The sequence below is a fragment of the Cryobacterium sp. TMT2-4 genome (genome assembly GCF_004402575.1).
Taxonomy (GTDB): Bacteria; Actinomycetota; Actinomycetes; order Actinomycetales; family Microbacteriaceae; genus Cryobacterium; species Cryobacterium sandaracinum.
Map to the genome: position 1 here is coordinate 20,180 of NZ_SOGE01000007.1, position 20,297 is coordinate 40,476.

Genomic DNA, 20,297 nt, shown 5'->3' on the forward strand with positions numbered 1-20,297 from the left:
AAAATGTGTTCCGTTCACTGGGTTCAATTAGAAAGGTGCGCGGCCGAATCGGCCATCATCGAGTGTAGTTGCCCGCAGCCCGCGCACCAAAGGCGCGAGACCCGGCCGGTCAGGCGGTCGCCGGCACCGACCTCGCGATGAAGTCCAGGGCCAGACGGTAGGAATCGAAGCCGAACCCGGCGATCACCCCGGTGGCCACGGCGCTGACGACGCTCGTGTGGCGGAACGTTTCCCGGGCGTGCGGGTTGGACAGGTGCACCTCGACCAGGGTGACGCCGGCCTTCGTCACGAGAGCGGCGGCATCCCGCAGCGCGTAGCTGTAGTGCGTGAACGCCGCCGGGTTCAGGATGACGGGGATGCGCTCGTCGACGGCCTCGTACAGCCAGTGGATGAGCTCGGCCTCGTCATCCGTCTGGCGCACGTCGACCGTCGTCCCCGCCGGGGCGGCCCGCGTCAGCATCGCGCGCAGCTGATCGAGATCGGCCGACCCGTAAACGTCGGGTTCGCGACTGCCGAGCCGCCCCAGGTTCGGGCCGTTCAGAACGAGAACTGTACTCATTCCCACAGCCTAAGGGAGTACGCGGGCGCCGAAGGCCAGGGCAGGATCAGGGCAGGATCGGCCCGACCGAGATCATCACGCAGTACACCAGGATCATCACCAGCGAGTAGCGGAACATCCGCCTGGCCCAGGCGGCGGGATCGGCGGCGCGCAGACCGATGACACCCAGCCAGATCCAGTAAGCGCCGAGCACACCCATGACCGCCGTATAGACGTAGCCCACGTAGCCGAATACCGACAAGAGGAGGGTGGAGACAACGAATCCGACCGTGTAGACGAGGATCTGAACTGTGGTGTTCGGGACGCCCCGCACCACGGAAATGACGGGCACGCCGGCACGGGCGTATTCGTCGTGGCGGTAGATGGCGATGGAGTAGAACTCGGGCATCTGCCAGAGGAACACGGCCAGGAAGGCGAGCACGGCTGCGATGTCGATGGCGCCGGTGACGGCGACGTAGCCGGCCAGAATGGGCGCTGCGCCCGAGACGCTGCCGACCAGGGTGCCGTGGATCGACATGCGCTTGGACAGCATGCCGTAGAGCACGACATAGACGAGGAAGCCGACCAGGCCGACGGCGACGACGAGCCAGTTCGTCCAGGCGATGAGCGTCGCCATGCCGAAAACGAACAGCAGGCTTGAGAAGGTGACCGCGTTCCGCACGCCGATGCGGCCGGTGACCGTGGCCCGCTTCTTCGTGCGTTCCATCACCGTGTCGATGTCGCGGTCGAGTACGTTGTTGAGCACGGTGGCCGAAGCAATCACGAGCGTGGTGCCCAGGCAGAGAGCCGCGAACAGGAAAAGATCCACCTGGCCCCGGGCCGCGAGTAGAAAGCCCGCCGCGGCTGTCAACGCGTTGCCGTAGAGAACGCCGGGTTTGGTCAGGGAGTAGTACAGCGTGACCGTGTCACGGATGCCCGTGCCGTCGGCCCGGCCGGCGAGAGCCCCGTCGGTGCCGTCCACCCGATTGCGAACGAAGAATGGTACGCGCGCAGTCATGCGGAAAGGGGTCCCATCGGGTCGTCGGTCGTGATCAATCATATGCCGCCGAATCTGTGCACGACCCGTGCCGGCCGACATCACACTGGCGCGCGTCGCGGCGCCTCTATCCGGCGCTGATCCAGGGCGGTAGGGTGTCGAAGCCGGTCGTTTGGTCGGCGCCAGGCCAAGAACAAGGGTGTGACATGGCCGGAAGATTCACCATCTATCGGGACCAGTCGGGCCGCTACCGATTCTGTTTCTCCGCGGACAACGGGCAGAGCATCCCGTCGCCGGAGACCTATTGCACGGAGGACGAGGCCCGGAAAATGGTTGACTCTCTGCGCTCCAACGTCAGCCCACGCAGCCGCCGCACGCACTGAGGCCAGCGCCTGTCTCCGAACCGTCATCCCCGTGGCGACAGGGGTGCAACCGCGTTCTGCTCACCCTGGCCTTGCAGTCGCCCTGCATCGGTCGAATTGGCCCACCACGCGTCACGTCAGGGGAGAAATTGACAGACCACGAAAGCGCGGGTCGTCGGCCCCGCGCCGCCTGGCGAGGATCTGCGTCGGGTAGCGCCAACGCCCGCACACCACGGAGGCGTCGCGTCCTCCGAAACCTCCTCGTCATCCTGGCCAGCGCCCTGGTCGTCTCGTTTCTGACCGAGGCCTTCCTGATCCGCACGTTCTACATCCCGACCGGATCGATGCAGGACACCCTGCAGATCGACGACCGCATTATCGTGAACGAGCTCGTCCCCGACGTCGTCGACATCGATCGCGGCGACATCGTCGTTTTCAGGGATCCCGGCGGATGGCTCGGTCCGGTCGCTCCGGCCCCGATCGAGGCAGGGAACACCGTTGTCGACGGCATCCAGTGGCTCGCCGCTGAGGCCGGCCTCCGGGTTCCGGATTCCGATGACCACCTCGTGAAACGCGTCATCGGCCTCCCCGGCGACGATGTGGCCTGTTGCGACGCGGCGGGCAGCACTACCGTCAACGGCGAGCCGATCACCGAGCCCTACCTCAAGCTTCCGCCCGGGGCCATCCGAACGTCGGAGTACGACTTTTCCGTGACCGTGCCGGCCGGCGGTCTCTGGGTCGAGGGCGACAACCGTTACAACTCGGCGGACAGCCGGCTGCACACAGACACACCCGGCAACGGATTCGTGCCCGTCTCCCATGTGGTCGGCCGGGCGTTCGTGATCAACTGGCCGCTCAGCCACTGGTCCTGGCTCGGCGGCTGACCCGCCGCCCCGACACCGCCCCCGCCGTTCCCGTTCCCGCCCCCGCCCCCGCCCCCGCCCCAATACCAGACCCCCAGTCTCGGGCGAATTCGACGGAGATTTTGGCCCCACGCGTCCCAAACCGGCCAAACCGTGCCAGATTGCGCAAAATCCACGTCGAATTCGTTCGTTCCATTCGGCCGCGCTGCGTGGGACTACGTCGGCGAAAAAGCGCCCTCTGGCCAGCGTCGCACAAGCCGGATACGACGAGACGACGAGTCAAAAGCAGATGCCAGCGCTGGCACCCTCGAGTGCCTCCCGGCGCGAGAGCACCGGCATCCGTTGGCGCGCTCCCCAGCGCTTCCCGACGCTCCGCAACGCCCTGGAACGTCGTGGCGTGCCCCGCGGCCTGACCACGGGATCGGTTGCCGCCGCGGTCGTTCTCTTTCTCGGCGCGTTCAGGCAGCCCTGCACCGCTAGCGAGGAGGCGCGTTCACCTTGGGCGGCCGGCCCTGGGCCAGGAGGGCCGCCGGGGACTCTCCGGCGGACGACCAGGGACCCTCCCAGCCGATCACGGCGAAAGCCGAGGTCGGCAGGGACACGGTCGTGCCGGCGAGAGCGGTGGCCAGATCCTCGAGGCCGGGATTGTGGCCCACCAGGACGACGGTGTGCATGGTGCCCGGCAGCGCCCGAACAATGCTCTGCAGTTCGCCGGCCGAGGTGGCATACACCGCATGTTCGACACGGATCGGCGGAGTGCTCTCGAACTCGGCCGCCACGAGGTCCCAGGTGGCCCGCGCGCGCTCCGCCGGTGACACGACCGCGAGATCGATGCGGTAGCCGCTGTGGGACAGCCACGCTCCGGTGAGCGGCGCCTGCCGTACCCCACGTTTTGCCAGCGGCCGGTCGACGTCGGCCTGGCCGCCCGCCCAGTCCGACTTGGCGTGCCGCAACAGGATCAGGGTGCGTTCAGGCATCGCCCGGCCCCGCGCCCACCCGGCCGGCAACACAGACGTTGACACTTTCCAATCGCTCACCGCTGATCATCATCCTGTCAGTCTGCCACTGCATCCACGCCGGTGGCCGGGAGTTCGCAGACGCCCTCGTCGTGGGCGACGAACATGCCCGTGATGCGCACCACTTTGCCGAAGGATTCGGCGAGTTCCCGGGCCCAGGCCTGGTCGGGCGCGGTCAGCGCCGCGGTGCCCGGTCGCTCGAGGGTGAGGATGACGCTGCCGCACGGGCCGTGCTCGGACAGGAGCCGACCGACCGCCGCGGCCATGACGGCGGCACCGCCGGGTTTCGGACGGAGCGGGATGTCGTCGACGGGAATCAGCAGGGGAATCTGCCGCCCGCAGGCGTCGAGCAGCATGAACCAGAGCTGGCGGCTAATCGCGTGGCCGACGAGGTCGGCCACCCGGTCTCGCGCCTGCTCGGTCGTGGTCACTGGGGCAGCGTCTTCGACGCGCAGAGGGGTTGTCATGCCACCCAGACTGGACGCGCGGACATCCGTCGCGGTCCCCGTCCACAGGGCCGGGCTCGGGAGGGAGCGGTGGAGGAGAGTGAACTCGACGGCGTCGCTCAGGGAGTCATCGTAGATCGGCTTCTGCAGCACCGCCCGGCTGGGCGCGGTGCACACCTCGCCCTGGTTGAACGCGAAGAGCACGAACCCTTCCAGGGCCTTGTCGTAGAACGCATCCTTCTCCTGGGCGACGTCGCCGAAGAAGATGTTGGGGCTCTTTCTGCCGAGCTTCATGGTCGACGGGATGATATTGGAGCTCGCGTACTGCATGATCCGACGCCCGGTCGAGGTCTCTCCCATGAACGCGATCTTGCGGATACGGTTGGACGACGCGAGCGGCTTGCCGGCCTCGATGCCGAAACCGTTGACGACGTTGAGCCCTCCCGTCGGCAGCACATCGCCGATCAGTTCGATCAGCACGAGGATCGACACCGGGGTCTGATCGGCCGGCTTCAGCACGATCGCGTTGCCGGCGGCCAGGGCCGGGGCCAGCTTCCAGACGGCCATCAGGAGTGGGAAGTCCCACGGGATGATCTGCCCGACGACGCCGAGCGGCTCGTGGAACTGGTCGGAGACCATGTCGCCGCCCAGCTCGGCGTGGTCGCCATCCTAGGCGCGGATGGAGGCAGCGAAATAGCGGAAGTCGTCGGAACAGAGCGGGATGTCCGCGTTCAACGTCTCGCGCACCGGCTTGCCGTTCTCCCAGGTCTCGTCGACCGAGAGCAGGTCGAGGTTCGCACCGATGATGTCGGCGATCTTGTTGAGCACGGCCGCGCGCTCGGTCGACGAGGTCTTGCCCCACACCGGCGCTGCACTATGCGCGGCGTCCAGGGCCAGTTCGATATCCTCCGCGGTGCCGCGGGCCACCTCGGCGAACGGCTTCCCGTTGACGGGTGAGATGTCTTCGAAGTACTGGCCCCTGACGGGCTTGACCCACTCGCCGCCGATCCAGTTCTCGTAGCGGGGCTTGAAGGTGACGAGGGCGCCCGGTGTTCCGGGGTTGGAATAGACGGTCATGATGTCTCCTCGTCGACGACGTCGTCGGTGTGGAACCGCGGGACGCGGACCTGGACCTTGATCCGAGGAAGGAGAACGTTGCTTCAGCGTTGCGGGATATTGCGGGCGGGGCCGCGGAGCCGTCGCGGCGCAACTCGTCCGCGATCCGGTTCAATCGGGCGACCACGGATGCCCGCTTCGGCGACCGCGCCGGCAGCAGTTCGAGGCACGCGCGCCAGACCTCAGCGTCGTAGGTCGCCTCGTCGGTGCGGGCGAACTCCAGCAGGAGTTCGGCGGACGCGTCGCTGAGCATGGCCTGCCGCAGCCGCGCAGAGATCCCGGCGCGGATCTGGACGATTCCCGGCGCGGTCGAGCTCGGTAGCACGGGCCCCCGGTAGGCCCCCAACGCCACCCGGTGCGTGCCGGGCTCCAGGGATGCCAGCACGCGCTGGGCGTCCAGTTCGACGGATGTCTCGAGCCGGTAGGGCCGCGAGGCGATGCCGCCACGGGGGCTGGTCTGCTCGAGCACCCCGCGCAGCCGCACCATCTCGGCACGCAGGTTGTCGACCGCGTTGGTTTGGTCGGTGAGCAGCAGCGAGTGCCGGTCGTTGGATGCGCAGTTCCGCTTCCAGGGCCGCGACGGCCGCCTCCACGAGCGGGAGAGTCTGCGGGGCCACCGCCTCGTCGCCGCCCGTGATGTCGATGACGCCGAGGATGGAGCCGGAATGCGGGTCGGGGATGCGCACGGCCGTGCAACTCCACGGATGCGCCAACTGGTTGAAATACTCGGCCCGCTGAATCTGGATTCCGTGATCGAGGGCCAGGGCCGTGCCCGGCGCGCTCGTGCCGACCCGGCGCTCGGACCAGTCCGACCCCTCGACGAACAGCATCCCCTCCGCCTTACTCCGCACGGTTCGGTCACCGTCGATCCAGAGCGGGCGACCGAACTCGTCACCGATGGCCACGATCAGGCCGGAGTGAAAGGCGTGCCGGATGAGCAGGTTGTGCACGACCGGGAGCACGGCGGCCAGCGGATGCCGGTCGCGCAGCTCGTCGGAGCTGAGTTCGTGTTAGTGGACGAGCCTCAGCGAATCAAGGCTGAGGGCGAGCGACCGTTGCCAGGACTCCTGCACCAGCTTGCGCACGCCCGGACCGACGAACCGTTCCGTGACTGCCGCCTCCTGGGCCGCCGTCAGGTCCGCGAAGTCTCCGCCTCCGCTCTCGCCGGCCGCACGGACGATCCACGGACTCGTCCTGAAGCCTCCGAACAGCTTCGGTCAGCGGCGACCGGCTGCGCCGGTCTGGGAATCAGTCTGGGCCCACGGATGCGGCGCGAATGGTTAGGAGCCGATCTCCTGGTAGGCGGCGAACAACAACGACGAGTCCGGTCCTTCGAGCACGGTCGGCTTCCCGATGTCGTCGAGCACGATGAATCGCAGCATGCCGCTGCGGGTCTTCTTGTCGCGCTGCATGGTGGCGAGCAGGGTGCTCCAGCGGCCGACCGGATAGGTGGTGGGCAGGGTGAGCGATTCGAGGATGCGACGGTGCCGGTCGACGGCCTCGTCCGAGAGCCGGCCGCTCAGCCGGGCGACCTCCGCCGCGAACATCATGCCGACGGCAACGGCCGCCCCGTGCCGCCAGCCATAGCGTTCGGCGTGCTCGACGGCGTGGCCGAGGGTGTGCCCGTAGTTCAGAATCTCACGCAGGCCGGACTCCCTGAAGTCTTCCCCCACGACCCGGGCCTTCATCCCGATCGCGAGTTCGAGCACGCGCCGGAACTGCGGGGTGTGCGGGTCGGTGACGGCCGTGACATCCGCTTCGACGATGTCCAGGATCTCGGGCAGCTGGATGAACCCGGCCTTCACGATCTCGGCGAAGCCGGCCAGGATCTCGTTACGCGGCAGGTCGTCGAGCACGTCCAGGTCGCAGATGACGGCGGCGGGCGCGTAGAAGGTGCCGACAAGGTTCTTGCCCTCGGCGGTGTTGATGCCGTTCTTGCCGCCGACGGCGGCGTCGACCATGCCGAGCACGCTGGTCGGGATCTGCACCAGGCGCACGCCACGGAGCCAGGTCGCGGCGACGAAGCCGGCCAGGTCGGTGACGGCGCCGCCGCCGAAGCCGATCACGGCATCCGTACGACTGAAGTCGGCCTGACCCATGACCTGCCAGCAGAACGCGGCCACCTCGACGCGCTTGGCAGCCTCGGCGTCGGGCACCTCGGCGATCAGCACCTCGAATCTGCCGAGCAGGCTCTCGCGCAGGGCGACGGCGCGGGCGCCCAGGTGTGAGGTGTGCACGATGAGCACCTTCGCCACCTTCGGGCCGAGCTGTTCGACGACGTCGTCGACGAGGCCGCGACCGATCAGAACGGGGTAGCTGTCGGCGCCGGCAACCGTGATAACGGTGGTGGCGGGCTCGGTGGAATCAGGCACAGGTGCTCCGGTCATGATCTTTTCTTGGTCCATTTCACGACGTCATCAGCGATGGCGCCCAGGGGACGGTGCGAGGTGTCGAAACGGATGCCGGCCAGCGCCTCATAGATCGGGCGCCGGAGGGCGTAGATGCGCTTCCAATCGGCGATTCCGCCCGTGAGCAGCGGCCGTTTCGCCCCGCCGATCCGGGCCCCGACGGCTCGAGCGGACACGCTCAGGTACACCACGGAGCACTCAGCAAGGTCGGCCTGAGTCTCCTCGTCGAGCACGGCTCCCCCGCCGAGCGAAACCACGGCCTGCTCGGTGAGGGCCTGCACCACGGCCTGGCGTTCGAGCACCCGGAAGTGCTCTTCACCGTGCTGCCCGAAGAGGTCCGTGATCGGCCCGTGCAGGGCGACGATCCGGTGGTCGGTGTCGATGAACGGCACATCGAGGGACTTCGCCACTTTCCGGCCGATCTTGGTCTTGCCGGCGGCCATGGGACCGATGAAGACGAGGGGCAGGATCGGATGCGTCGGCGCGGCCATTGTGATTCTCCGGCGCCTCTAAAGGGAAGCGTCGCTGGACGCGCCCGTCTGGAGATTCGCCGGCATTCCGGCCAGGTAGGAATCCAGGTTGCGGCGCGTCTCCACGATGGAGTCACCACCGAACTTCTCCAGGACCGAGTTGGCCAGCACCAGAGCGACCATGGCTTCCGCGACCACGCCGGCGGCCGGCACGGCACAGACATCCGACCGCTGGTGGTGCGCGGGGGCAGCCTCGCTCGTGGCCACGTCAACCGTGCGGAGGGCGCGCGGGATCGTGGAGATGGGCTTCATGCCGGCGCGCACGCGCAACACGGTTCCGGTGCTCATGCCGCCTTCGGTGCCGCCGGCCCGGTCGCTGACCCGCTGGATGCGACCGTCGGCCTGCACAAGCTCGTCGTGCGCCTCCGAGCCGCGCCGGGTGGTGGTCAGGAAACCGTCCCCGACCTCGACCCCCTTGATGGCCTGGATGCCCATCAGCGCGGCCGCCAGCTGCGAATCGAGGCGGCGATCCCAGTGCACGAAAGAACCGAGTCCGGGAGGAAGGTTGTAGGCCAGCACCTCGACGACCCCGCCGAGGGTGTCGCCCTCCTTGTGGGCCAGGTCGACCTCGGCCACCATCCGGGCGGAGGTGACGGCGTCGAAGCAGCGCAGCGGGTCGGCGTCGAGGGCGTCGACGTCGCCGGGTAGCGGTAGCGGGGCGTCGACGGGCACGCGAACCGGCCCGATCGACAGGGTGTGGCTGACCAGGGTGATGCCGAGCTCGGCCAGGAACGACCGGGCGACGGCGCCGAGCGCGACGCGTGCCGCGGTCTCCCGGGCGCTGGCGCGCTCCAGTACCGGGCGGGCCTCGCCGAAGCCGTACTTCTGCATGCCGACCAGATCGGCGTGGCCGGGCCGGGGACGGGTCAGGGGGGCGCCGCGTCCGCGCGCGGACGTGGTCTCCACCGGTGCGGGACTCATCACCTCGGCCCACTTGGGCCATTCAGTGTTGCCGATCCGCAGGGCAACCGGTCCGCCCATGGTGAGGCCGTGGCGCACGCCGCCCGAGATGTTCAGTTCGTCCTGCTCGAACTTCTGGCGCGCGCCTCGGCCGTAGCCGAGTTTGCGGCGTGCCAAGTCGAGGCGGATCGCATCTAGAGTAACCGGGATTCCAGCGGGCAAACCCTCGACAATGGCGATGAGTTCGGGGCCGTGGGACTCTCCGGCGGTGAGCCAACGAAGCATGACCACTATCCTGTCACAGCCTTCCCGGTCAGGGCGCCGCGCATGGCGTGCAGCACCACGTCCTCATTCGGGAGCGGCTCGAACGGGTTGCCGGAGACGAAGATGCGCACCTGGATCAGGGCCTGGTGCAGCAGCATCCCCTCTCCGGACACCGCGATGCCGCCCACCGACGACCAGGACCGGGCGAGGGCGCTGGGCCAGGGGGAATAGCTGACGTCGAACAGGAGCGCCTGCCGGCGCAGCCCGGCGGGAAACTCGGCGCCCGGGTCGCTGCCCCCGGGCAGGGTGCTGATCACCAACTCGCTGACGCGGGCAGGGTCGGGCAGGTCGGTGAGCGGGTATACCCGTACCACGACCCCGAGGCTCTGCCCCAGTTCGACCAGATCGGCCGCCTTCGCCGGGGTACGCACGAGCACGTCGACCAGCTCCGCGCCCAGCTCAGCCGCGGCGACCAGGGCGGATGCCGCGGTGGCGCCGGCGCCGAGCAGGCACACGTGCACCGCGCGGCGCACTCCGCCTTCGGCAAGGGCACGCACCAGGCCGGTGACGTCCGTGTTGAAACCCTGCAACGTTCGCCGGCCGTCGGCTTCACCGAACAGCACCGTGTTGACGGAGCCGGTCTGAGCGGCGACCCGGTCGATGCCGTCGAGCTGCGCCTGGACCTCGTGCTTGAGGGGCATCGTGAGGGAGAGGCCGCGCCAGTCTGCGCCCCGGGACGCGAGGAAGTCCGGCAGTCCGCCCGCCGGCACCCGCACGGCGTCGTAGCGCCAGTTCAGGCCGAGCGCCTGGTACGCGGCCCGGTGCAGTGCCGGGGAGAGGGAATGCTCGACGGGCGAGCCCAGCACCGCGAGACGGCGCACGCGGGCAGAGTCACGGGCGGGGGCCGGCACGGATGCGTCGGGCTCAACCATATTCGGGGTGCTCATCCATCCAGGCCAGCCATTTGTTCACGGCGGCGTCGTGCTCCGCGATCGTGGTGGAGAAGATCGTCTCCCCCGTGTCGAGGTTCCAGGACACGAAGTACAGCCAGGTGCCGTCGGCGGGGTTCACGGCAGCGTCGATCGCGATGTCGCCGGGGTTCGAGATCGGCCCCACGGGAAGCCCGGGGTGCACATAGGTGTTGTAGGCGTTGGCGGCGTCGGCGCGTTCGGCATCCGTTGTCTTCACCCGGTCGGTCGCCCCGGTCCCGTAGGCCACGGTAGCGTCGGACTGCAGGAGCCCGCTCTGCCACTGCGCCGGGTCGAGCCGGTTCAGGAACACGCGCGAAACCTTGTAGAAATCCTCCGTGAGCCCCGCTTCGCGTTGGATCAGGGCCGCGACAACGATGGTCTTCCAGCGGTTCTCGGGCGCGACCTCGGCAGCGTCGAGAGCCTCGAACTGTCGGTCGACGAGCGTGCGGATGGCCTCGGGCGCCGTGGTCTCCGGGGGGAACGTGTAGGTGGCCGGGAACAGGAACCCCTCGAGGGTGGTTGCCTCGCCCGGCAGGCCGTAGGGCTCGACGTCGGCGGCCGCGGCCTCGAGATCGACCAAGGGAATGCTGGTGCCCTCGCTGATCAGCTGGAGCACCGAGGCAGTCGTGGTTCCCTCGGGTATCACCACGGTCTGTTCGAGCTTGTTGTCCGGGTCGAGCAGGGCGTCGAGGGCGGCACGGCCGCTCATCTTGCCGGCCAAACGATAGGCGCCGGGCTGGAAGACGGGTGCCGGGCTCTCCGCGCGGAGCACCTCGTAGAACGCGTCGTAGCTCTTCACCACGTCCTGGGCGAGGAGGGAGTTCGCGACGTCCTGACCGGTTTCACCGTCGTGGATCATCACGATGACCTCGTCGCCTCCGGCGCCGTCGTAGTCCGCCGGGCCCTGCACCATGCCGATCACGGTACCGATCGGCTCCTGGAGCAGGAGGGCGGCGGCACCGGCGAGTCCGGCCAGGATCAGGAAGACGATCAGGCAGCCCCAGGCGCCCCGGCGGCCCCTCTTCTGCGGCACCGGAGCGGAGTCCAGCAGGGCGCGACGACTGGACCGGGTGCCTTCGCCCCGTGACTCACGGATGGCCCGACGCGAACTGAGAGGGTCCGCCGGGTCGATGGGGCTTGTCGGGTCGCCCGGCTCGGCCGGGGCTCCGGTGCTGTCGGCGGGAGGCGGTGTCATCGTTGAGGCTGCCCTTCATTCGGTGCGGCAGCTGGCGGGGACCCGGCTGGAAACTGGTCGCGCACGAGATCGACGGCGGTGCCGGCGGGTGTGCCCAGGGTGCGTTCGGTGTCGAGGGCATGCTGGAGGATGATGACCGCGGCGACTTGGTCGATCACGGGTTTTTGGGTTTTGGCCTTCCGCCCCGCGGAGCGCAGGACCGACTGCGCCGCGACGGTGGAAAGGCGCTCATCGACCAGGCGAACCGGAACGGCCAGGGACCGGGCCAGCAGCTCGGCGAACCCCACCGCATCGTTGGTCGACGCCGTGCGGTTGCCGGAGAGCGCGAGCGGCAGCCCGACCACCACCTCAACGGCGTCGAGCTCGGCCACCACGGCCACGATCCGGGCCACGTCCAGGCTGCCGGAGTGGTCGCGGCCCACGGTCTCGACCGGGATTGCCAGCAGGCCGTGCGCGTCGCTGCGGGCCAGGCCGATCCGGGCTTTCCCGACGTCGACTCCCACCCGCACACCGTGACGCATGGTTCAGCCTGCTACGGCGGATCGAACGGCCGCGAGAGCGTTCGGGATGGCTGCTGCGTCGGTGCCGCCGCCCTGGGCGAGGTCGTCCTTGCCGCCGCCGCCGCCGCCGAGGATGCCGGCGACCTGCTTCGCCAGGGCTCCCGCACGCTGGCCGGCCTCCCGGGCCGCGGGGTTGGTGGCCACGATGACGACGGGCTTGTCGGCGACCACGGCCGCGAGGGCTACGACCGCCGGCGTGCTGCCGAGCTGCGTGCGGGTGGCCGTGACCAGCATCCGCAGGTCGTCAGCGGAGCCCAGCGTGCCGACCTGCTCGGCCACGACATTGACGGAACCGGCCAGCTTTGCCGAGGCGACGAGGGCCGGCACCCTGTCGGAGAGGGCCCGCGCCTCGAACGCGGCGATCTTCTTCTCGGCGGCCTTGAGGCTCTGCACGAGCTCGTTGATGCGCTCTGGCAACTGCTCCCGCGGCGTCTTCAGGTGTGAGGTCAGCTGGGAGACGAGGGCGCGCTCGGCGGCCAGGTCGCGGAAGGCCTCGAGGCCGACCAACGACTCCACCCGGCGGTTCGTGGAACCGACAGAACCCTCGCTGACAAGGTTGATCATGCCGATCTCGGCGCTGGAGGCGACGTGGGTTCCCGCGCAGAGTTCGCGAGACCAGGGGCCGCCGATATCGACGACGCGCACTCGGTCGCCGTACTTCTCGCTGAACAGGGCCATCGCGCCGAGCGCCTTCGCCTCGGCCAGGGGCAGCTCCCGGGTGAGCACGGGCAGGTTGTCCCGGATGGCGTTGTTGGAGATCTCTTCGATCTCACTTCGGGTTGCCGGGGACAGTGCCTGGTTCCAGGAGAAGTCGAGGCGGAAGAAGCCTGCCTTGTTGTACGAGCCGGACTGGTGGGCGTTCGGGCCGAGCACCTGGCGGAGGGCGGCATGCAGCACGTGCGTGCCGGAGTGCGCCTGCCGGGCACCGCGGCGCCAGTCGGGGTCGACGACGCTGGTGGCGGAGTCCCCGACGCCGACTTCGCCGGTCCGCACCTGAACCTTGTGACTGATCAGGCCCTTGACGGGCTTCTGCACGTCGAGCACCTCGAGCTCGTAGCCGGTTCCCACGATCAAACCGGCATCGGCCTCCTGGCCGCCGGACTCCGCGTACAGGGCCGTCTCGGCGAGGATCACCTCGGCGATGTCACCGGAGACGGCGCGGTCGACGGAGAGACCGTTGACGATGATCCCGAGCACGCTGGATTCGGTCTGCAGGGCGTCGTAGCCCGTGAAGACGGTCTCCCCCGCCGCGCGGAATGCGCTGTAGACCGACAGGTCGGCGAGGTGCGTCTTCTTGGCCTTGGCGTCGGCCTTGGCCATCGCGCGCTGCTTGGCCATCAGCGTGTCGAAGGCCTCGCGGTTGACGCTGAGCCCGGCCTCCTCGGCCATCTCGAGGGTGATCTCGATCGGGAAGCCGTAGGTGTCATGCAGGAGGAACGCCGTGTCGCCCGGCAGAACGACCTTGTCGGCCTTTTTGGTCTTCGCGACGGCGAGGTCGAGCACGGCGCTGCCACCGGCGAGGGTGCGCAGGAAGGTCTCCTCTTCGGCATACGCAGCCTGGCTGATGCGGGCGTAGTCCGCCTTGATCTCGGGGTACGCGCCGGCCATGGCGTCGCGCGAGGCCGGAAACAATTCGGGAAAGGTCGCGGCGTCGACGCCGAGGAGGCGCATGGCGCGCACGCTGCGGCGCATCAGGCGGCGCAGGATGTACCCGCGGCCCTCGTTGGACGGCATCACTCCGTCGCTCATCAGCATCAGGGACGACCGCACATGGTCGGCGACGATGCGCATCCGCACGTCGTCGTCGTGAACGGCCCCGTAGCGGCGACCGGACAGTTCCGCGGCCCGGTCGAGGACCGGGCGCACCTGGTCGATCTCGTACATGTTCTGAACGCCCTGTTTGAGGAAGGCGACACGTTCGAGCCCCATGCCGGTGTCGATGTTCTTCTTCGGCAGGTCGCCGAGGATGACAAAGTCGTTCTTGCTGGTGCCCTCGCCGCGGAGGTACTGCATGAAGACGAGGTTCCAGATTTCGACGTACCGGTCGTCGTCGGTGGCCGGGCCGCCGTCGATGCCGTAGGCCGGGCCGCGGTCGAAGAAGATCTCGGAGCAGGGTCCGGCGGGCCCGGGCTGACCGGTCGACCAGTAGTTGGAGTCCATGCCGAGACGCTGGATGCGGTGCTCGGGCAGGCCGAGGGCGCGCCAGTACCGAAAGGCCTCGTCGTCGTCCTCGTAGACGGTGACCCAGAGGTCCTTCTCGGCGAAGCCGTAACCGCCGTCGGCATCCGAGCTGGTGAGCAGTTCCCAGGCGTAACCGATCGCCTGTTCCTTGAAGTAGTCGCCGAACGAGAAGTTGCCGTTCATTTGGAAGAAGGTGCCGTGACGCGGGGTCTTGCCGACCTCTTCGATGTCGTTGGTGCGGATGCATTTCTGAACACTCGTCGCTCGCGGGTAGGGGGGCGGCACGAGACCAGTCAAATACGGTACGAACGGAACCATCCCGGCCACCGTGAACAGGAGTGTGGGGTCGTCGCTGACAAGCGAAGCGGAGGGGACGACGGTGTGACCGCGATCGGCGAAGAAGTCGAGCCAGCGCCCGCGAATTTCAGCAGTCTGCATTAGTTCCGTAGTTCGTTGTAGTGAAAAAGATATGGATGATACCTACCTGGCGAGCGCGTACTTGGCGAGTACTTACTTGGCAAGTACTTACTTGGCAAGTTTTTCGATCGTGATTTCGGTCTCCGACTCGATGTCGCCGATGGCATCCCGCAGCTCGGCCTCCCGCTTGCGGTAGCCGTCCGAGATGGCCTCACCGAATTCGCGCGCCTTGGTGTCCAGATCGGCGAAGAATTGCTTCCCCTGACGCGTCTTGCCGGCTTCGCGGGCGATGAGCAGCCCCGTGGTGACACCGACGACAAACCAGATGAAATTCTTCATAGCAATGCTCCCTGAATATGTGTGGAGACCCTGAAAAGTGGTGAAAAGGTCGGTTCACGGCGGTTGAACGTCTGGAACGACCGTCTGACCGGCGAATCCCTGACGGGCCGGCTCCATTCCAGAGTACCCGACTACCTGTGGCGGCGGCGGCGGGTGCCGCCCGGGCGGGCAGCCCCCAGCGCCGCGCGAACCCCCGCGGAGAAGCCGGCCAGTTTGACCAGCGGGCCGCCGACGGTCGACGCGACGAGGGCGACCAGGGCGGAGACGTTGCCCGTGACATCCGCCACGTTCGAGGTGATGGTGTCCACCCGGGCCAACTGCGCGTTGGTCTCCTGAATGGTCTTGGTGGATTCCTCGAGCAGTGGGGTGACGGTGTGGGTCAGGTCGCGGATGGCCACGGTCGTCTCGTCGAAGACGCGGCCGAGCTTGACCAGGGGCAGGGCCAGGAACCCGACCAACATCAGGAAGGCAGCGGCGAACACGAGCCCGACAATATCTCCACCAGACATTGACCAACCATCCATTCCAGATTCGACATTCACGAGCTTGGTGCGCGTACGCAAAGAGCGGACCACCCCAGGGTGATCCGCTCTCCAGCGTAGTTCAGTTGCAGCGCCTGACGGCGGTGCGGGTGAAAAGGAGCCTAGCGGGCCGCGTAGTACTCGACGACGAGCTGGACTTCACAGGTCACGGGGATTTCGATGCGCTTCGGGCGGCGCACGAGGCGGGCCTGCAGCTTGTCGATCTCGACCTCGAGGTAGGCGGGGAGCTTGGGCAGAACGTCGACGTGACCGCCGGCGGCTGCGACCTGGAACGGCTCCATGGCCTCGCTCTTGGGCTTGACGTGGATGAGCTGTCCCGGCTTCACGCGGAAGGAGGGACGGTCGACCAGCTGGCCGTCGATCAGGATGTGACGGTGCACGATCATCTGACGGGCCTGGGCGGTGGTGCGGGCGATCGCGGAGCGAACGAGAAGAGCGTCGAGACGGGTCTCGAGGATCTCGACGAGGTTCTCACCGGTCAGTCCCTGGGCGCGGCGAGCTTCCTCGAACGCGATCTTGAGCTGGGCTTCGCGGATGCCGTACTGGGCGCGTAAGCGCTGCTTTTCGCGGAGGCGGACAGCGTAGTCGGAGTCGGTCTTGCGCTTGGTGCGACCGTGCTCGCCCGGGGCGTACGGACGCTTCTCCAGATAGCGCGCGGCCTTCGGGGTCAGGGCGATGCCCAGGGCCCGCGAGAGGCGGGTCTTACTGCGGGTACGTGACTTGGTAGACACGGTGTCCTTTCGATGGAACTGCAAACAAGGGGAAACCAGGGCGGCGGCCGCGCGATGAGACAGCACGGGCTCAACGTCATGGGAGTTCAGAGGGGTGGTGCCACGGGACGCCCGGCTACAGGGCGAAACCATCAAATCCGGAATCGGACGCAGCCGCATACCGATTCCATTTGTAGGCCGCGTTCAGGTTAGCACATCGGGTTGTTCGGCCGTTCCGTTCAGCGGGCACGGATGATCTTGCGCAACTTGGCGAGGCGGGCCGAGACCTCGCGCTCGTGGCCATGCTCGGTGGGCTCGTAATAGCGCACCTCGGCGAGCTCGTCCGGCGGGTACTGCTGGGCCAGCACGCCGAGGGCGTCGTCGTGGGGATACTTGTAGCCCTTGCCGTGGCCGAGGCGTTTGGCGCCTGGGTAGTGCGCATCCCGCAACGGTTTGGGCACCCGGCCGGTCTTGCCGTTCCGCACGTCGGCGATCGCCGCATCCAGGGCCATGTAGGCCGCGTTGGACTTGGGTGCGGTGGCCAGGTGCACGACGGCCTGGGCGAGCGGGATGCGGCCCTCGGGCATGCCGATGTATTGCACGGCGTCGGCGGCGGCGATGGCGATCACCAGCGCCTGCGGGTCGGCCATGCCGATGTCTTCGGAGGCCAGCACGATGATGCGGCGGCAGATGAACCGGGGATCTTCGCCGGCCTCGATCATGCGCGCGAGATAGTGGAGGGACGCGTCGACATCCGAGCCGCGTACCGATTTGATGAAGGCGCTGATGACGTCGTAGTGCTCGTCGCCGTTGCGATCGTAGCGCAGAAGCGCACGGTCGACAGCGAGGGCGACCACCTCGGTGGTGATGACCGGCTTCGCGTCGGACTCGGCGTCGACGGAGGACGCCGCCGCCACCGACCCAGCTTCCAGGGCGGTCAGCGCCCGTCGGGCGTCACCGGACGCGAGCCGGATGATCGCGGCCCTGGCTTCGGGGTCGAGCACGAACCGGTCGGCCAGGCCGCGCGGGTCGACCACGGCCCGGTCGACAACGACAGCGAGGTCGTCGTCGCTGAGCGTTTCGAGGGTGAGCAGTAGGGAGCGGGACAGCAGCGGCGAGATGACGGAGAAGGACGGGTTCTCGGTGGTGGCGGCCACGAGGATGATGACCCCGTTCTCCACCCCGGGCAGGAGAGCGTCCTGCTGCGCCTTGCTGAACCGGTGGATCTCGTCCAGGAAGAGCACGGTGGAGAGTCCGTAGAGGTCCCGGCTGGTGCGCGCCTCTTCCATTACCTGGCGCACGTCCCGCACTCCGGCCGACACGGCGGACAGCTCGACGAACCGGCGGCCCGAGCTGCGCGCGATGGCCTGGGCCAGGGTGGTCTTGCCGGTGCCGGGCGGGCCCCACAGGATGACGGAGATCGCGCCCTGCTCCCCTGTCTTGTCACTGGCCAGGCTGACCAGCGGGGAGCCCGGTGTGAGCAGATGCTTCTGACCGGCGACCTCCTCGAGGCTCGTCGGGCGCATCCGTACGGCGAGGGGTGTGGCCCCGCTGCGCAGTCCCGGTTGTGAATCCACCATGGGTCCAGCGTAGTTTGTGCCGGTGACCGGGCCGATCCTGAACCGGTGCTGCCCGGAGCGGATGTTTGTTTGCCCTCTCCGGGTTGCGTAGAGTTCAACATGGTTCGGGCGCCAGACGCTGGAGCCGTCCCCGTTCGATCGGGCCTTCCGATGGAGGCCGCCTGGAGGCTACGACGTGGTACCGAACAAGAAGCAAGAACGTGAAGCCCGCGAGGCGCGCGTGCGTGTACGCGCCTTTCAGGCCCGGCGTTCGGTGAATGCGCACCAAGTGAAGCGGCGACGGCGGGACAACCTCATCGCCGGCGTCAGCGTGGCCGTGGTCGTGGCGCTGGCCGTCGGCGCCCAGGTGCTGTTCTTCACCGGAGGCCCCGGCAGCCCGGCACCCTCCGTGGCCGACACCGCTTCCCCCTCCGCGTCGGCCGCACCGTCCGACAGCGCGAACAGCGGCGAGGTGCCGCCCAGCACCCTGGCGGAAGACCGCACCTGGACCGGCACGCTGGCCCTCAACGGCATTCCGCTCGAGATCGAGCTCGATGGAGCCCTCGCCCCTCAGGCGGTGTCCTCGACCATCAACCTGATAACCACCGGCTTCTACCAGGACGTGACCTGCCACCGGCTCACCGACGGCGGTTTCTTCGTGCTGCAGTGCGGGGACCCGACCGGAACGGGATCGGGTGGCCCCGGCTACAGTTATGGACCGATTGAAAACGCCCCGGCCGACGATGTGTACCCGGCCGGCACACTGGCCATGGCCCGACAGGGCGGCAACGCCTACAGTATGGGCAGCCAGTTCTTCATCGTCTACGACGACACGACCATCCCCGCCGACGCGGTCGGCGGCTACACGGTGCTCGGCCGGGTGACCGATGGACTGGACGAAATCAAAGCGCAGATCACGGCTGCCGGCGTCGCCGACGGCTCTTCGGACGGCACCCCTCAGGTGCCGACCAGCATCACTCAGGTATCAGTTCAGTAGAACAGACGAACAGCGCGCGGGCTTGCAATAGGCTTGACCGGGTATTGGCTCACTTGTGAGCACACAACGACATCGATAAGGTGAGGCTCTTGACTACGACAGATCAGCAACCATGGGGTCGCGTAGACGAAACCGGCACGGTTTACGTGCGCGAAGCGACAGGCGAGCGCGCCGTGGGACAGTATCCCGATGCGACGCCGGAAGAGGCGCTTGCCTACTTCGAACGGAAATACGTTGAGCTCAACGGCCAGGTCACGCTTCTCGAACAGCGCGCCAAGGGTGGCGCACCTGCCGCAGATATCGCGAAGTCCGTCAAACATCTGACCGAGGCCGTGGCGAACGCCAACGCGGTCGGCAACCTGGCAGCCCTGGCCACCCGCCTGGGTGCCCTCGGCGGCGCGGTGACCGAGCTCACCGAGCAGCAGGGCGCCGAAGCGAAGGCTGCAGCGACCGCCGCCGTCGCCGAGCGTGCCGCGATCGTCGCCGAGGCCGAGGCTCTCGCCGCCGAAGACCCGGCTAAGACGCAGTGGAAGCAGACCAGCGCTGCTCTGGAAGCCCTGTTCGCGAAATGGCAGGCCCACCAGCACGATGCTCCGCGCATTCCCAAGGGCGAGGCCAATGACCTCTGGAAGCGGTTCCGCGCGGCCCGCACCACGATCGAGCAGAACCGCAAGGCATTCTTCGCCGAGTTGGACAGCGCCCACAAGGACGTTCGCAACCGCAAGCAGCACCTGATCGAACAGGCCGAGGCCCTCGCCCCCAAGGGCGCCGATGGCATCCCGGGCTATCGCAATCTGCTCGACGAGTGGAAGCTCGCGGGTCGCAGCGGCAAGAAGCAGGACGACGCCATGTGGGCCAAGTTCAAGGCAGCCGGCGACGTGCTTTACTCGGTCAAGTCCGAAATCGACGCGCACGACGACGAGGAGTTCGCGGGAAACCTGACTCTTAAGGTCGAGCTGCTCACCGAAGCCGAACTTCTGCTGGCCGAGACGGACCGCGCCAAGGCGCGCAGCGCGCTGAGCTCCATCCAGCGCCGGTGGGACGCCATCGGCAAGGTTCCGCGCGACTCGGTCAAGTCCATCGAGGACCGCATGCGCAAGGTTGAGGCAGCCGTGCGCAAGCTCGACGACGACCACTGGAAGCGCAACAACCCGGAGACCAAGGCTCGCGCCGAGGGTCTGGCCGGCCAGCTGAACGATGCCATCGTCAAGCTCGAGGCCGAACTGGCCGCGGCGCAGGCCGGCGGGGATGCCGCGGCGATCACGGAAGCCACCGAGGCTCTCGAGACCCGCAAGGCGTGGCTGAAGGCCATCGGCCAATAGCCCGGCCGTCCACAGCACGACCAGCGGGGATCTGTCCACAGATCCCCGCTTTTTGTGGGCGGGA

The 20,297-nt window shown here is 67.9% G+C and carries 19 protein-coding genes and 1 pseudogene; 4 read left to right on the forward strand and 16 right to left on the reverse strand.

The genetic code is table 11. The features are described from left to right. Positions 1-109 precede the first annotated feature (109 nt). Entirely contained in the window at positions 110-559 is a 450-nt protein-coding gene (locus E3O54_RS02160) for a type II 3-dehydroquinate dehydratase (protein WP_104100508.1), read from the reverse strand. A gap of 46 nt (positions 560-605) precedes the next feature. Further along, the gene (cyoE, locus tag E3O54_RS02165) at positions 606-1,556 is read right to left on the reverse strand and encodes a heme o synthase (RefSeq protein WP_166784712.1); all 951 of its coding nucleotides are present in this window, start codon (positions 1,554-1,556) and stop codon (positions 606-608) included. A 185-nt stretch (positions 1,557-1,741) separates the two neighbouring features. On the opposite strand from cyoE, the gene E3O54_RS16175 reads away from it, so the two are divergent. Both E3O54_RS16175 and lepB read left to right on the forward strand, forming a co-directional pair. Next, complete coding sequence (locus tag E3O54_RS16175) at positions 1,742-1,918, forward strand: DUF1508 domain-containing protein (RefSeq protein WP_166784711.1); 177 nt, start codon at positions 1,742-1,744, stop codon at positions 1,916-1,918. Positions 1,919-2,046: 128 nt separating this feature from the next. After that, positions 2,047-2,781 (forward strand): signal peptidase I, encoded by a 735-nt coding sequence (gene lepB, locus E3O54_RS02175; RefSeq protein ID WP_134400847.1) that lies wholly within the window; start codon positions 2,047-2,049, stop codon positions 2,779-2,781. A gap of 455 nt (positions 2,782-3,236) precedes the next feature. On the opposite strand, the gene E3O54_RS02180 is transcribed toward lepB, so the two are convergent. The 14 genes and pseudogenes from E3O54_RS02180 to E3O54_RS02245 form a co-directional block, all read right to left on the reverse strand. Continuing rightward, positions 3,237-3,737, reverse strand: coding sequence for a histidine phosphatase family protein (locus E3O54_RS02180; RefSeq protein ID WP_134400848.1), 501 nt, complete (start codon positions 3,735-3,737; stop codon positions 3,237-3,239). Between the two features lie 515 nt (positions 3,738-4,252). Further along, a pseudogene (locus tag E3O54_RS16735) lies at positions 4,253-5,299 on the reverse strand (aldehyde dehydrogenase family protein); the annotation flags it as partial. A 221-nt stretch (positions 5,300-5,520) separates the two neighbouring features. Then, a complete protein-coding gene (locus tag E3O54_RS02190) occupies positions 5,521-6,300 on the reverse strand; it encodes a hypothetical protein (protein WP_134400849.1) in 780 nt (259 codons plus the stop codon). 318 nt (positions 6,301-6,618) lie between these two features. Continuing rightward, a complete protein-coding gene (gene aroB, locus E3O54_RS02195) occupies positions 6,619-7,725 on the reverse strand; it encodes a 3-dehydroquinate synthase (protein ID WP_104100503.1) in 1,107 nt (368 codons plus the stop codon). Continuing rightward, on the reverse strand, positions 7,722-8,237 hold the full coding sequence (locus E3O54_RS02200) for a shikimate kinase (RefSeq protein ID WP_174720172.1): 516 nt from the start codon (positions 8,235-8,237) through the stop codon (positions 7,722-7,724). Before E3O54_RS02200 ends, aroB begins: the two co-directional genes overlap by 4 nt. Positions 8,238-8,255: 18 nt before the next feature. Then, entirely contained in the window at positions 8,256-9,461 is a 1,206-nt protein-coding gene (gene aroC, locus E3O54_RS02205) for a chorismate synthase (RefSeq protein WP_104171053.1), read from the reverse strand. Positions 9,462-9,466: 5 nt separating this feature from the next. Further along, positions 9,467-10,387, reverse strand: a complete 921-nt coding sequence (locus E3O54_RS02210) for a shikimate dehydrogenase (protein WP_241976722.1) — start codon at positions 10,385-10,387, stop codon at positions 9,467-9,469. Continuing rightward, positions 10,365-11,606, reverse strand: coding sequence for an endolytic transglycosylase MltG (mltG, locus tag E3O54_RS02215; RefSeq protein ID WP_134400850.1), 1,242 nt, complete (start codon positions 11,604-11,606; stop codon positions 10,365-10,367). The genes E3O54_RS02210 and mltG overlap by 23 nt, the downstream gene beginning before the upstream one ends. Then, positions 11,603-12,127 (reverse strand): Holliday junction resolvase RuvX, encoded by a 525-nt coding sequence (gene ruvX / locus E3O54_RS02220; RefSeq protein WP_174720173.1) that lies wholly within the window; start codon positions 12,125-12,127, stop codon positions 11,603-11,605. The genes mltG and ruvX overlap by 4 nt, the downstream gene beginning before the upstream one ends. Positions 12,128-12,130: 3 nt before the next feature. Further along, positions 12,131-14,785 carry an alanine--tRNA ligase gene (gene alaS / locus E3O54_RS02225; RefSeq protein WP_134400851.1) on the reverse strand — a complete coding sequence of 885 codons (2,655 nt, stop codon included), beginning with the start codon at positions 14,783-14,785 and terminating at the stop codon, positions 12,131-12,133. Between the two features lie 87 nt (positions 14,786-14,872). Further along, positions 14,873-15,103 (reverse strand): hypothetical protein, encoded by a 231-nt coding sequence (locus E3O54_RS02230; RefSeq protein ID WP_104100499.1) that lies wholly within the window; start codon positions 15,101-15,103, stop codon positions 14,873-14,875. Positions 15,104-15,234: 131 nt separating this feature from the next. Beyond that, positions 15,235-15,612: a DUF948 domain-containing protein gene (locus tag E3O54_RS02235; RefSeq protein ID WP_134400852.1), complete on the reverse strand. Its 378-nt coding sequence runs from the start codon at positions 15,610-15,612 to the stop codon at positions 15,235-15,237. 134 nt (positions 15,613-15,746) lie between these two features. After that, entirely contained in the window at positions 15,747-16,376 is a 630-nt protein-coding gene (gene rpsD, locus E3O54_RS02240; protein WP_104100497.1) for a 30S ribosomal protein S4, read from the reverse strand. Between the two features lie 218 nt (positions 16,377-16,594). Further along, positions 16,595-17,935: a replication-associated recombination protein A gene (locus E3O54_RS02245; protein WP_104100496.1), complete on the reverse strand. Its 1,341-nt coding sequence runs from the start codon at positions 17,933-17,935 to the stop codon at positions 16,595-16,597. A gap of 175 nt (positions 17,936-18,110) precedes the next feature. Here E3O54_RS02245 and E3O54_RS02250 point away from each other — a divergent pair, with 175 nt between their 5' ends. Further along, a complete protein-coding gene (locus E3O54_RS02250; protein WP_134342471.1) occupies positions 18,111-18,911 on the forward strand; it encodes a peptidylprolyl isomerase in 801 nt (266 codons plus the stop codon). A gap of 89 nt (positions 18,912-19,000) precedes the next feature. Beyond that, positions 19,001-20,233, forward strand: a complete 1,233-nt coding sequence (locus E3O54_RS02255) for a DUF349 domain-containing protein (RefSeq protein WP_134400853.1) — start codon at positions 19,001-19,003, stop codon at positions 20,231-20,233. Positions 20,234-20,297 lie beyond the last annotated feature (64 nt).

Excerpts from the sequence above, each read along its gene's own strand:
- aroB (WP_104100503.1), bottom strand. The coding sequence starts at position 7,725 with ATGACCGGAGCACCTGTGCCTGATTCCACCGAGCCCGCCACCACCGTT.
- E3O54_RS02245 (WP_104100496.1), bottom strand. The coding sequence starts at position 17,935 with ATGGTGGATTCACAACCGGGACTGCGCAGCGGGGCCACACCCCTCGCC.
- E3O54_RS02230 (WP_104100499.1), bottom strand. The coding sequence starts at position 15,103 with ATGAAGAATTTCATCTGGTTTGTCGTCGGTGTCACCACGGGGCTGCTC.
- alaS (WP_134400851.1), bottom strand. The coding sequence starts at position 14,785 with ATGCAGACTGCTGAAATTCGCGGGCGCTGGCTCGACTTCTTCGCCGAT.
- mltG (WP_134400850.1), bottom strand. The coding sequence starts at position 11,606 with ATGACACCGCCTCCCGCCGACAGCACCGGAGCCCCGGCCGAGCCGGGC.
- E3O54_RS02180 (WP_134400848.1), bottom strand. The coding sequence starts at position 3,737 with ATGCCTGAACGCACCCTGATCCTGTTGCGGCACGCCAAGTCGGACTGG.
- E3O54_RS02235 (WP_134400852.1), bottom strand. The coding sequence starts at position 15,612 with ATGTCTGGTGGAGATATTGTCGGGCTCGTGTTCGCCGCTGCCTTCCTG.
- E3O54_RS02160 (WP_104100508.1), bottom strand. The coding sequence starts at position 559 with ATGAGTACAGTTCTCGTTCTGAACGGCCCGAACCTGGGGCGGCTCGGC.
- cyoE (WP_166784712.1), bottom strand. The coding sequence starts at position 1,556 with ATGACTGCGCGCGTACCATTCTTCGTTCGCAATCGGGTGGACGGCACC.
- aroC (WP_104171053.1), bottom strand. The coding sequence starts at position 9,461 with ATGCTTCGTTGGCTCACCGCCGGAGAGTCCCACGGCCCCGAACTCATC.
- E3O54_RS02200 (WP_174720172.1), bottom strand. The coding sequence starts at position 8,237 with ATGGCCGCGCCGACGCATCCGATCCTGCCCCTCGTCTTCATCGGTCCC.
- E3O54_RS16175 (WP_166784711.1), top strand. The coding sequence starts at position 1,742 with ATGGCCGGAAGATTCACCATCTATCGGGACCAGTCGGGCCGCTACCGA.
- ruvX (WP_174720173.1), bottom strand. The coding sequence starts at position 12,127 with ATGCGTCACGGTGTGCGGGTGGGAGTCGACGTCGGGAAAGCCCGGATC.
- E3O54_RS02210 (WP_241976722.1), bottom strand. The coding sequence starts at position 10,387 with ATGAGCACCCCGAATATGGTTGAGCCCGACGCATCCGTGCCGGCCCCC.